Origin of the sequence: Mycobacterium triplex, assembly GCF_000689255.1 — a bacterium.
Classification (GTDB): Bacteria; Actinomycetota; Actinomycetes; order Mycobacteriales; family Mycobacteriaceae; genus Mycobacterium; species Mycobacterium triplex.
Genome location: NZ_HG964446.1, coordinates 4,304,013 through 4,317,059, shown reverse-complemented (window position 1 = coordinate 4,317,059; position 13,047 = coordinate 4,304,013). Strand labels below are relative to the sequence as shown.

General features: G+C 64.5%; 8 protein-coding genes. 1 reads left to right on the top strand and 7 read right to left on the bottom strand.

Features of this window, described 5'->3' with window-relative positions; all coding sequences use genetic code 11:
- Window positions 1-3 precede the first annotated feature (3 nt).
- Window positions 4-837, top strand: coding sequence for a DegV family protein (locus tag BN973_RS19950; RefSeq protein ID WP_036470370.1), 834 nt, complete (start codon window positions 4-6; stop codon window positions 835-837).
- Here the strand turns inward: BN973_RS19950 and BN973_RS19945 are convergent.
- From BN973_RS19945 to BN973_RS19915, 7 genes are all read right to left on the bottom strand, one after another.
- On the bottom strand, window positions 834-3,737 hold the full coding sequence (locus BN973_RS19945; protein WP_036470369.1) for an MMPL/RND family transporter: 2,904 nt from the start codon (window positions 3,735-3,737) through the stop codon (window positions 834-836). The two genes, BN973_RS19950 and BN973_RS19945, sit on opposite strands and share 4 nt — an antisense overlap.
- The gene (locus BN973_RS19940; RefSeq protein WP_198048992.1) at window positions 3,734-4,162 is read right to left on the bottom strand and encodes an MmpS family transport accessory protein; all 429 of its coding nucleotides are present in this window, start codon (window positions 4,160-4,162) and stop codon (window positions 3,734-3,736) included. Before BN973_RS19940 ends, BN973_RS19945 begins: the two co-directional genes overlap by 4 nt.
- 198 nt (window positions 4,163-4,360) lie before the next feature.
- The gene (locus tag BN973_RS19935) at window positions 4,361-5,419 is read right to left on the bottom strand and encodes an NAD(P)H-dependent amine dehydrogenase family protein (protein WP_036470368.1); all 1,059 of its coding nucleotides are present in this window, start codon (window positions 5,417-5,419) and stop codon (window positions 4,361-4,363) included.
- A 57-nt stretch (window positions 5,420-5,476) separates the two neighbouring features.
- Entirely contained in the window at window positions 5,477-7,216 is a 1,740-nt protein-coding gene (locus BN973_RS19930; protein WP_084163464.1) for an AMP-binding protein, read from the bottom strand.
- A gap of 10 nt (window positions 7,217-7,226) precedes the next feature.
- Window positions 7,227-8,342: an acyltransferase PE gene (gene pe, locus BN973_RS19925; RefSeq protein WP_036470362.1), complete on the bottom strand. Its 1,116-nt coding sequence runs from the start codon at window positions 8,340-8,342 to the stop codon at window positions 7,227-7,229.
- 57 nt (window positions 8,343-8,399) lie between these two features.
- Window positions 8,400-11,399 (bottom strand): MMPL/RND family transporter, encoded by a 3,000-nt coding sequence (locus BN973_RS19920; RefSeq protein ID WP_036470360.1) that lies wholly within the window; start codon window positions 11,397-11,399, stop codon window positions 8,400-8,402.
- 133 nt (window positions 11,400-11,532) lie between these two features.
- Window positions 11,533-12,954 carry a condensation domain-containing protein gene (locus tag BN973_RS19915; protein WP_036470359.1) on the bottom strand — a complete coding sequence of 474 codons (1,422 nt, stop codon included), beginning with the start codon at window positions 12,952-12,954 and terminating at the stop codon, window positions 11,533-11,535.
- Window positions 12,955-13,047: the final 93 nt, after the last annotated feature.

The window sequence follows — 13,047 nt, the reverse complement described above, 5'->3', positions numbered from 1 at the left end:
GCAATGACCGTCGTGGTGGTGACCGATGCCTCGTCGCGTCTCCCGGCCGATCTGCTCGAGAAGTGGGCGATACGGGTTGTCCCGCTGCATGTCCTGCTCGACGGCGGTGATCTGCGCGACGGGGTGGACGAAATCCCCGACGACGTCTACTGGCACCACGCCACAACCGCGGCGGCCACTCCGGCAGAACTCGGCGCCGCCTACCGCCAGGCGCTGGCCGACTCCGGCGGGGATGGTGTGGTGGCCGTACATATTTCGTCGGCGCTGTCGGGTACCTGCGGCGTCGGTGAACGGGCCGCGGCCGAAATAGGGTCGGCCGTACGGGTTGTCGACTCCAGGTCGGCGGCGATGGGCACCGGCTTTGTCGCGTTGGCCGCGGCCCGGGCTGCGGCCGACGGCGCTGACCTGGACGCTGTGGTGGCCGCCGCGAACTCGGCGGTAAGCCGCGGTCGCGCGTTCATCGTGGTGCACGGTCTGGACAACCTGCGGCGCAGCGGCCGGATCGGCGGTGCCAAGGCATGGCTGGGCACCGCGCTGTCCCTCAAGCCGCTGCTGCGCATCGAGGACGGCAAACTCGTTCTAGCCCAACGGGTACGGACCGTGGGCAAGGCGACGGCGGCGATGCTCGACCGGGTCTGCGACATCGTCGGCGACGGCACCGCAGCCGTGGCAGTGCACCACGTGGTGAACCCCGACGGCGCGAACGAGGTGGCTGCCGCGCTGGCCCAGCGGTTGCCGGGCTGCGCACCGGCGATAGTCACCCCGCTGGGGCCGGTGCTCGGCGTGCATGTCGGGCCCGGGGCCGTCGCGGTTTGCCTGGAAGTGGCAAACGTTTAGGCGGGCACCGGTTTTCGGGCATTGTCCCCGCGCGGATGGACGACCTGCGGCCACCAGAACCAGCGTCCGAGCAGCGTGGCGATCGACGGCATCAAGAGCGTGCGCACGATCAACGTGTCCAGCAGCAAGCCGATGCAGATCGTGGTGCCCATCTGGCCGAGCACACGCAGTTGGCTGCCGAGCATGGAGAACATGGTGAACGCAAACACCAGGCCCGCCGCGGTCACCACCCCGCCCGTACCCGCCATGGATCGGATGGTCCCGGTCTTGAGTCCCGCACGGATCTCTTCTTTGAATCGGGAGACCAGCAGCAGGTTGTAGTCGGATCCAACGGCCAGCAGGATGATGATTGACATTGTCATCACGATCCAGTGGATCTTGATGCCGAACAGGTCCTGCCAGATCAGCACCGACAACCCGAAGGATGCGGCGATCGAGCTGGCGGCGGTGCCGACGATGACCAAGGCCGCAACCGCACTTCGCGTCAGCAACAGCATGATCATGAAGATCAGCGTCAGCGACGCGATGACCACCATCATCAGGTCGTATTTGGCGCCGTCGTGCATGTCTTTGAAAGTCGCGGCGGTGCCGCCCAGGTAGACCTTGGCGTCAGAAAGGGACGACTGCTTCAGGGCGTCCTGAGCAGCCGCCCTTTCCGAGTCGACGCGTGAGATTCCCTCCGGGGTCATCGGATCGCCTTCGTGGGTGATGAAGAAGCGGGCCGACTTGCCGTCCGGTGACAGAAACTGGCGCAGACCTGTCTGAAAGTCCGGGTTATCGAAGGCTTCCGGCGGCAGATAGAAGAAGTCGTCGTTCTTGGAGGCGTCGAAGCTTTGACCCATGACGATAGCGGTGTTGCTCATCGCCTCCATCTGGTCGATCATCGCCTTGGACGTCTGGTAGAGCGTCAGCTGGATACCTCGGGTGGTCTTCAGCGTCGTTATCAGGATGGGAAACAGTGCATTCAGGTCGTGGGTGGCCTTGGCGGTGTGCTGGATGTCCGCCGTGAGGTAATGGAATTGCTCGGCCAGTTGGTCGAATCCGTCCAGCGTGTCGAACAGGGACCGCAGCCCGTAACACACCGGGATGTCGTAACAGTGCTTTTCCCAGTAGAAGTACGTGCGCACCGGCCGGAAGGTGTCGTCGAAATCCGCGATGTGGTCGCGTAATTGATCGGTGATTTGCGACGTGACCGCGGTGGTCCTTGCGCTGTCGTCGGCGGCATGGGCCAGGTCTAGCGACACCTCGTACTGGCGCTGGGTGGTCTCGATCTGGGTCTGCAGGTCGTCGGTCATCTTGAGCATGTCGGCGATGCGGTCCTTGAGAAACTTCATGTTCTGCATGGTTGTCTGGCTTTGCATGCTGTTCACAAACGGTATTGAGCTGTGTTGAATCGGAATGCCCAGCGGCCTGGTGATGCCTTGGACCATCGCAATGCCACGGGTGCGCAGGATGTTCTTGGCCACTCTGTCCAAGACCAGCATGTCGGCCGGATTCCGCATGTCGTGGCTGGCCTCGATCATCAGCAAGTCCGGGTTCATCCGGGCCTGGGTGAAGTGCCGGTCCGACGCGATGTATCCCTGGTTGGCCTGCGCGCTGGTGGGCAGATAGTAGCGGTCGTTGTAGCTGGTCACGTACCCCGGCAGGGCAACCATGCCGACGAGGACCACCGCGGCACTGACGGCCAAAATCGGTACGGGCCAACGCACCACCGCCGTGCCAACCCGTCGCCACAGCCGCCCCCTGGCCACCCGCCTGCTTTCGAACAGACCGAAACGGCTTCCCAGGAACATGACTGCCGGGCCCAGCGTGACACCAGCGAGCGTCACGACCAGCATGCCGATCGACACGGGTGGGCCCATCGTCTTGAACCACGGCAGCCGGCCGAAGCTCAGGCAGTACGTCGCCCCGGCGATGGTCAGGCCCGAACCCAAGATGACCGGGGCCACGCCCTTGAACGTGCTGTAGTAGGCGGTTTCTCGGTCTTCACCGGCCGCGCGTGCCTCTTGATAGCGGCCCACCAGGAATATGCCGTAGTCGGTGCCGGCCGCGATCGCCAGCATGGTCAGGACGTTGCCCGCGAAGGTGGTGAGGCCGAATGCGTTGTTATACGCGAGGACTGCGACGACCCCTCGGGAACAGAGCAACGCGATGCCGGTCATGAACAGCTGGATCAGGGTGGTGACAACGGAGCGATACACCAACATCAACATCAGGGCGATGGCTCCGAGGGTGAACAGCGTGATCGTGGCCAGGCTCGCGTTCCCGATGACGTGCATGTCGTCGGTGAGCGCCGCTGGACCGGTCACGTAGGCCTTGACCCCGGGCGGCGCAGGCGTCTCCTTCACCACGTCGCGGACGGCTTCCACGGAGGCGTTGGCCTGACTGGTGCCTTGGTTGCCCCCAAGGTTGATCATCACGTACGCGGCTTTGCCGTCCGCGCTCTGTGAACCCGCTGCCGTCAACCGATCGCTCCAGAAGTCCTGGATGTGCTGGATCTGCTTAGGGTTCTTGCGAAGTTTGCTGATGATCTCGTCGTAGTAGTGGTGCGCGTCCGCACCGAGTGGCTGTTGGCCCTCCACCACGATCATGACGGTGCTGTTGGAATCGAATTCCTTGAAGTTGTGGCCGATGCGCATCATCGCGTCCATCGACGGCGCATCGTCGGGGGCCAGCGGGGCCGAATGCGCTTCACCGACGACTTCCAGCTTGGGAACCATGACGTTGACCAGCACTGTGACGACCACCCAGGCCAGCAGGATCGGCACCGCGAACAGCCGGATCATGTGCGGAACGACGGGGCGGTGCGAGCGTTGGGCGTCCGCCCGGGTTGGGCTGCCGATCGGACCAGTGTCAGCGGTGTCGTCGACGCTCAGCTGACCCTTGTTCAGCTCGCTCATGCAGATTTCACCAGGCAGAAGGTCTGAGCGTTGTGTCCGTCCGCGCTCTGCTGGTCGCGCACGACATTGTCCACCGTGATCTTGCAGTTGATTCGGTTGCTGTCACTTTGCGCCATGATGTTGGCGCTCACCGACGGCAACGTGGTCGAGATCGTGATCGACCACGGTAGCGGCGCGTTGTCGACCTGGTGTGTGTTGGCGTTCTCGTCCCAGTAGTTGATGTTCGCGGTCGCGCCCGGCGGGCCGGAGATTTCGTAGACGACGACCTTCGGGTTGAACTGCACGATCTCGATGCCCTTGCCGGCATTCGCGTTGAGGTCTTCCGAGCCGAAGATCCTGTGCAGCCGCGACACGACCAACGCCGAGACTGCCAGTACCACAGTCAGCAGCAGCGGAATCCACGCCCGCTTGAGCACCTGGGATATGGCATCCGAGTTTGGCGAACCCCTCACCTTGACCGCCTTCCGCTCACCGCTGCGGGGGCCTGCCGTCCTGCCTCGGAAAGCTCGCCACCGTGTCGACAACCCTAATTGTCGGCGGAACCTTTGCTCGGCTAAGTACTCTAAACCTTAAAGGACGGAAGCGTTCCTCGGGGTGGACCACCTGTCGCCGACGTCATCCGGCTAGCGCGCTAGGCGCCCGGTGACCGGCGGCAAATCGGCCAGGGTCACGATCCCGGGCTCGGCGGCCACCACGGCGGGGACGGCGTTGGTGACCGGCATCGCGGTATAGATCATGCCGAGGCCCATGAACCCGGGCTCCGTCCAATCCTTCGGCGGCAGGCAGTGCAGCACGGTCCGCATGTTGGGCATCCCGAACACCTGGATGACGTGGCCGTGCTCCAGCGGCTTGGGCGGGACGACGTGGTTACCCATGGTCCAGTTGAATCCGACGCTGACGACGTTGCGGTCGCCTTCCCAGCCGCGATGGAAGCCGTACACCCCGCCGACAGTGCCCGCGGGGATCTTCATGAAGCCCAGATCGGAATCGGCGGTGGCCGCGGTGAACGTGACGTCGAATGTCATCTTGTCCAGCTTGGCGCCGATCGCGTCGGCCATCATGGCCGCCGACTCGGCGAACACTTCGCTTTCGGCCCGCACGCTTTCCGCCAGCCCCGGTGTGTCGGGGTCCTGTGAGAACCCCATCGCCGTCTGGGTTTCCGCGGACTCGTAGGTTGAGCAGTCCACCGACTCGGTGATCCGGATCTCGTCGACACGCTCGCAGGAGGCGGACAGCACCATGCCGACCATGTTCGTCATGCCCGGATGCGCGCCGCTGCCGAAGATCGTCGAATTGCCCTTCCGGCAAGCGTCCTCGATGCGCTTGCGATCCTGCGGCGTCTGCTTGCCGCCGGTGATCCAGGCCGCGCTGGAGCACACGTTGACGCCGGACTCCAGCAGCCGCACCAACTCGTCGATGTTGGGCCACAACGGGTTATAGCAACACGCGTCTGCGCCCAGGGCGATCAGCGCGTCGACGTCGTTGGTGGCCCGCACACCGGTCGGCTCGGGCCAGCCGGAAAGGTCGGCGGCATCGACACCGACCTTGTCCGCCCCGTGCGCGTACACCCCGACCAGTTCCATGTCGGGCCGGCCGATGATGGCGTGCAGCGAGCGCCGCCCGATGTTGCCGGTCGTCCACTGGATGACGCGTAACGGACGGTCGGTGCTGGCTGCGCTCATCGTGGCTCCTTTGCCGGTGGGACTTGAACATTATCCGCATACCGGCCGGCCGGGGGCTCAGGCGTCCAGCCGGACGAATTGGCCCTGCCGGTACTGGTCGACACAGGCGGCGCGGCGGATCTTGCCGCTCGTCGTGGTCGGAATCGATCCGGGAGGCACCAGCACGAGATCCCCGACATTCAGGCCGTGCGCATTGGAGATCGCCGAGGTGACCTTGCTCGTGACGTCACTGAGCCACTGCGCGGCGTCCTCGTCGGGGCCGGAGCCCAGCTTGAGCTCGACGACGGCGACCAACTGCTCGGTACCCTCCACCGGAACCGAAATCGCCGCGACCCGGCCCCGCGTGATCTCTTGGATCGTCGCCTCGATGTCCTCGGGATAGTGATTGCGCCCGCGGATGATCAGCAGATCCTTGATGCGGCCGACGATGAACAACTCACCGGAGTGGACGAAACCCAGGTCGCCGGTGCGCAGCCACGGCCCCACGGGTGTACCGGGCGACGGGTCGACGAGTGTTGCGCCGAAGCAGCGCTGCTCTGATGGCGGCTTGCGCCAATAGCCGTCGGCGACATTCTCGCCATGCACCCAGATCTCGCCGACCGAGTCGGGCGCGCATTCGCGATTCGTCTCAGCGTCGACGATGCGCACCGTCGGGGATTGCGGCACCCGGTATTTGACCAGCGCCGTGCCTTTACCGGCCGCGCAACGCTCGACGCGGCCCGCGCCGAGCGCCGCGGCATCGAAGTGGGCCGCCGGCGACGACTCACTCCAGGTGCCGGTCGCGACGAAGACCGTGGCCTCCGCCATGCCGTAGGAAGGACGCATCATGTGGTCTTGAAAGTTGAAGTGCGCGAACCGATCTACGAAGCGCCGCAGGGTCGCCGGCTCGACCCGCTCGGCGCCGCTGATGATGCCCAGCACGTCGCCGAGGTCCAGCCCGGCCAGGTCCTGGTCGGTGGTCTTGCGGGCGGCCAGGTCAAAGGCGAAGTTGGGCGCCGACGACCAGCTGTGGCGATTTTCGGCGAGCGCTCGCATCCACCGGGCCGGCCTCTCCAAGAATCCGACCGGACTGGTCAGCTCGGCGCGATGACCGCTCAGGATCGGGGCGCAGACTCCCAGCACCAAACCCATGTCGTGGTAGAAGGGCAACCACGACACGATCGAGGCTTCGGACGGGAGCGTGGTTCGCGACTCGGCGAAGAAGCTGCGCATCAGCTGCTCGAAATTCACTTCGAGGTTTCGGTGCGAGATCTTCACCCCGGTCGGTGTACGGGTCGAACCGGAGCTGTACTGCAAGTACGCGATGTTGGGCAAATCGTCTGTCTGGACGCGTGTTTCGACGTCGACATCGAGATTCATCGAATCGATTTCGACGACCTTCGGAACGTCGTCCATGTGTGCCTGGTCGACGTACTCGGCGACATCTTCGGCGAAAGCGGAGGTGGTGAGAACAACCGAGGGCGACGTGTCGGCGAGGACCGCGCTCACCCGTTCGTGGCTCGAGCCGCGGTGCGGCAACGGAAGTGGTACCGCGATGAGCCCGGCCTGCATCGATCCCAAAAAGGCCGCAATGTAGTCGAGGCCCTGGGGAGCCAGGATCACCGCCCGGTCGCCGATCGACCCGTGCGGCCCGAGATCGCGTGCCACATTGAGTGTTCGGCGGGATACCTGCGACCACGTGAGGCTCTCGGAGACCCCCTCCCAGTTCCCCGCGTAATCGGTAAACGTGTACGCGACATCATCCGGGCGCATGCTGGCCCGGCCGTGCAGCATGGCGAGAATCGATGATCCAGACATGGGCGCGCGGTCAGCCGGTGCCGTGGGACAACACGGACGTGGCACCCGCGAGGATCTGGGACAGCGGGTCTGCGCCGCCGCCGAATGTCGCCTGGTTGGCCGGTGCGGTGACTTCCGCGGGGTCGAAGCCGTGCACCGGGTCGACCTGAACCGGAGCGGTCGACGGGTCGTCGTTTCGCGAATAGCCCGCGTTCACCCGGGGGATCAGGATTGCGTCGAGCTTGTTCAGCGTGTCTTCGTCGATCCCGACGTATTTCAGCGGCATGACAAGAGGAAGGTGCTTCTCCGGGACCATGATCGTGGTGTCCTTGGCGCCCCGAGAGTTGATGAACGTTCGGATGTTCTGCGGCGGCACCATGCTCGGGTTGGTGAACGCCACGGCGGTATGACCGGTGGCCAGGCCCAGCAGCGTGTTGGCGAGCGCGAACAGGTTGTCCGGCCGATCGGGGAAGTCCGCGATCGAGTCGTACGCGGCCACGAACCTGTTGGTGTCGTACTGACTTTCGTACGGCGGTGGCATCGTGTAGTCGAGCGCGGGAACGGTGCTGCCGACTCCGAACATGGCGCTCAGGAAGCTCTGACCGAAGGCGTGGCGCCCGATCGGGTCGCCGAAGGTGGCGAAGTTCAGCCGGTCCGGCGGGGGAGCGGTCGGGTCAGCGGCCAGCCGCGCCTGCTCGCCGTCGACCACGAACCCGCCCTCGGACAGGCCGATCGCCGTTCCGGGCCGACCCGCGCGGATCGCCGCATCGAGGTTGTCTACTCCTTCGGCGACCGACTCGCCGACGCTGGGGCCGTCCAGACCCAGACCGGGGAAGAATTCATCGAACCGGCCGATACCCGGGAAGAGCCGTTCCAGCACGTGGCCCTGCACCTGGCCCGCCGGGTATCGGACGATCTCGCGCTTCTGGCCGGGAAACCATTGCGCGCCTTCTTGGCGGATGTACTCGTCGTACGGGATGCCCAGCACGTGTGCGCCTCCGAGTGCGAACGCCGTCTGGTCGCCCGGCGCTCCGGGGGTCGGCGGGCCGCCGATTGGCGTGTCGTCAGCCGACGCGGTTCCGACGCCGAAATACGCTGTGGCGCCGACAGTTACCAGCGCCGAAACGCCAGCGAGTAGCTTCTTCATTCCTGATCCTGACCGCTCGGATTCGTCTCGTAGTCTCACATAGATCATGCGTGCGCCCTAACCGGGTTGTGGCTCGGCGCGTCGGAGGGCTGACCGCCGCGCACCCACGCGCGACGGCCACCAGTTGGCCCGTCCGACCAGCGCGGCGATGGCCGGAACCGTGATGGTGCGTACCAAGAAGGTGTCCAGCAAAATCCCCACGCCGATCACGAAACCGCCCTGGACCACGGTGCCGATGCTGGAAAACAACAGACCGCACATCGAGGCGGCGAAGATCAGACCCGCCGCGGTGATCACCCCGCCGGTCGAACTCAGGGTGCGAATGATGCTGTAGCGCATGCTGTGTTCGGACTCCTCACGCATCCGCGACACGAGCAGCATGTTGTAGTCGGCTCCCACCGCGACCAGCACCACGAATGCCAGCGGGGGCACGCTCCAATGTAATTGCTGGCCCAGCAGGTATTGAAATACGAGTACGCCGATGCCGACCGCCGACAAATACGAAATGATCACGGAAGCAACCAGATACAGCGGCGCGACAATCGCACGCAGTAGTGCGATCAAGGTCACCAGTACGACGAGCAGGGTTACCGCGATGATGAACCGGATGTCGTGCTGGTAGTAGTCGCGGGTGTCTTTCAGGCCAACGGTGTATCCCGCCATCGAAATCTTGGCGTCGGACAGCGCGGTATTCGGTTGTGCACCCCGTGCGGCCGCGGTGATCGCGTTGACCTGATCCATGGCTTCGGTGCTGAACGGGTTCAGTTTGGTTTGAACCAAATACCGCACCGAATGGCCGTCCGGCGAGATGAATACCTTGGCCGCCGTTTGGAACTCCTCCAACCGCAGCAGCTGAGGCGGGATGTTGAACCCCGCCATCGCCGGTTGTGCCGCGTCACGCTTCAGCGACAACAGAAACGTCGCCGACTCGCTGAGCCCGGCGCCGAGCTGTTTGACTTGGTCGACGAGTTGGGCCACGGCGTCGGCTATTTGCCGGCTCCCCCCGGCGAGCCGGTTAGCCCCGTCTTGCATGCTGTTCAAATTCGCTTGCAGGCCACCGGGTTTGTCCATCCCCATCGAGTGCATCACCTTGGTGAGCTTCCCCAACGCGGCACGGACGCGGTCCGTCGAGGCTTTGAGCGCCCGCTTGTCCTGAAAGTCCTGCAGTTGGTGGGCCAAATCGTTGATCGCGTCGAGGTCCGCCTGGTCGCGCGACCCCACCAGCTGCTCGAAGGCCCCGCGGGTGGAGCTGCACGATTGATCGGCATCGCAAACCGGGTTGCCCCGCAGCGCGGTCAGCACCGGACCTATCCAGGCAAACACGTTCTTGGCCGCCGAGAAATTCCAGCCCATCGCGTTGCTGAGCGAGTTGACATGATCGACGAGCTGGGCCGCGATGTCGACCTGTTTCACCAGAGCGTCGCCGGTGTACTGGCTCTTCGCCGACGAGAAGGCGTCTTGCAGTTCCTCCAGGCTGGCCGCGAGCTGGGCGACCTGGCCGCGGACGTCGCCGAGGGTGTTGGCCATCGTGCCCGCCCCGGCAACCAGCCGGTTGAGGTCACTGGTGTGATCGTTGATCATGGTGGACCCGCCGGCCAGCAGGGTGCCGATGGCGCCCGCCTGATAGGTGGCCCGGAACTGTTCGGGCACATTCCCGGTGGGACGCGTAATGCCGCTGACCGCAGCAACATTCGGCAGCTGGCTGACTCGGTCCGCCATCTGCTCCAGGTCTGCCAGGGCTTTCGGTGTGCGAAGGTCGTGCGGTGACTGGATGAGGATGTACTCCGGAATGGACTGGTTCACCGGGAAGTGACGATCCAGTGCGGCGTAGCCGATCGAGCTCGGCGCGGAGGACCGCAGGGCCTTGCGGTCGTCGTAGTTGTAATGCACCAAGCCGGCGCAGCTGGCCAGGATGATCAGCACCAGCGCGCTGGCGACCAGATTGGCTCTGGGGCGGCGCACGATGCGGATACCCGATCGCCGCCAGAACCGGGCGGTCAGTTCGCGCCGCGGTTTGACCCAGCCACGCGGTCCGGCGAGCACCAGAATCGCCGGCAGCAGCGTCACCGCGGCCAGGAATGCCACGCCGACCCCGATCGCCGACGACGCCCCGACCGTTTTGAACACGCCCATTCGGGCGAAGCTGATCAGCAGAAAAGTAATTCCGACGGTGGCGGCCGACGCGCCGATCACTTTTCCGATCGACATCATCGCGCGTTTGATCGCTTGGTCGAAATCGGCGCCCAACCGCAAATAGTCGTGGTAGCGACTGATCAGAAAGACCGCGTAATCCGTTCCGGCGCCGGCCATTATGGCGCTCAAAAATACGATCGATTGGTTCGAGACGCCCGAGCCGGTCAATTGTGAGTAGGCCGCCACCACCGCCTGCGCGATTACCAGCGATGTCCCGATCGTCAGCAGCGGCAGCAGCATGGTGACCACGCTGCGGTAAATCACCAGCAAGACGATGAGCACCAGAACGGCGATCGCCAGCTCGATCGGCAGCCGATCCTTATCGCCGGAGACCGTGAGGTCGGCGACGGTTGCCGCGGGCCCGGTGATGTCGACCGCCAGGGGACTTCCCGACACGGAATGCTTGACGATGTCACTGATCCGGTTGAACGCGGCGTAGGACTGTGGGGTGCCCAACTCGCCCGCGACGCCGACCGGCAGCACCCAAGCTTTGTGATCCTTGCTGGTCACGACGGAGCGCAGCGGCGGCGTGCTGATGAAATCCTGCACCATCACGACGTCCCGGGTGTCCTGGCGCAGCGTGTCCACCAGTTTGCGGTAAGCGGCTTCGTCGGCGGGGCGCAGCCCCTTGTCGTCGGTCAGGACGACCAGCAGCAGGTCTTCCGAGCCCGATTCGTTGAACGCCTTGGTCATCTCGCGAGCGGTGACACTCGACGGTGCATCGTTGGGCAGGATGGCGAGTGGATGCTTCTCGGCCATCTCGCCCAGCGAGGGAAACGCTAGCGGCAGCGCGACCGCAACCGCGATCCAGAGCCCGATGACCGCCCAGGGCCACCGCACCACAAAATCGGCTAGCCGTCGCATATCGCCCTCGCCCCCGGTCGGCGCAATCGGGTGCGCCCGCCGGCGACGCTCGCCGGCCCTCTGTCAAGCCGGGCTCGTCCGAAGCGTGCCCCACCGCACGTCAGAAAAGCTTCAGCCATCGAATGGACCCACGCTACGCGACGCGTCCCCAGTGCCCACGGCCAGCGACCCGCCCGCACACGGACTTCATCGCCGCCATATAGCGGCCGACCGACTTCTGCGCGACCGGATTGTCGGGATGCATGATCGCCATGACCGTGCCCTCGTCGTACCGGAAGACATAAATGGTCAGCTGATAGGAATACCGGCCGTCCGGATAGATTCCGATGTTGTTCGCAAGGCCCAGGTCGGCTGCGGCAAGAATGGCGTTGAGTGGCGCGGCGCCCCCGTGGAAGAAGTTCGACACCGGAAAGTTCGGCCGCGGCCAGTTCAACCACGGCGCTAATTCCAATACCCGGTAATAGGGCACCTTCGCCATGTTGAGGCTCGAATCGAAAGAAGCCTGCGCTGCCCAGGCCGCATCACCGAAAGAGGCCGCGGCGATGGGCACGGTGATCGGAATCAAGCCGGTAAACCAGCCCTGTGTCATGAAATTGTCCGCGGCCGTGCGCGAATCTCTGGGTGTGAGCCCGTAATACGTGAGAGCGCCGGTGAATTCATGCTCTAGCAGAGCGAAGCAGGCGAACAAACCGCCGACGAAGCGCGCACCGGCGGCCGTGCAGGCCGATTCGAATCGCTGCGTCTCGGCCACGTCCATCAGCAGTTCGGAGGTCATCTGACTGCTACTGGACTCCGACGCGTTGCCCAGTGGGAGCGGGAATTCCGGGAAACCGCCATTGTTGTTGTCGGCGAACTCAATCCACGCGCGCACCTCGGGCGAATCGACGGTCAATGTCGACGTGTATTCGCGTTCGCGGATGCAGAAATCGTCGAAGCTGCCGGCATCGGGGAGAACAAGGGGCTGGCCGCCGCTGCTCAGTGCCGAATACATGCCGTTGGCTTCCATCATCGTCGTGCCGATCAACGTCGCGTCCCCATGCACGTGATCCATGGCCGCGAAGAAAGTGAAGTGGCTCTCGCTCTGGATGATCCCGAAGGTGAAACAGCCCCACTCCAGCGGGTTCGGTATTGCCACGACGTGAGCGTGTATTTCGTCGACGGTCATTGGGCCGTGATCGATTGGCTCGAACTCGATATCAGCCGGATCGCGCAGCGTATGCCGGACGAACTCACCGCTACCGGTGTGCTCGAACCAACTGCGGAAGGTGTCGTGTCGACGCAGATAGGCGTTGACGGCGTGGTTCATGGCCGCGACATCACAAGTCCCAGGCAACTCACAGGTCGCGATGATTTGCCGGGAGAAGTTCAGCCCCTCGGCCGCCCGGTCGCAGTAGTTACGAAGATGCTGGCCTTGCATGTAGCTGACCGGCACCGAGCTGACCGGCGCCCGCCGGACCTTGTCTTTTGCCGCGTCCGTCGGGTGCCACGAGGTGACCGAGCCCGGCGTCAGCGTCCAATCGTCGAGTGCGCCGATCGTAATTTTCCCGATGCGCAAAATTACGTCCCCCTCGGTATAAACGGTCCCGGTCCGGCCACTGGCGGCGTCACCAAGATAACCCGCCCGCCGATCGCCTCCGCAGACATGCGT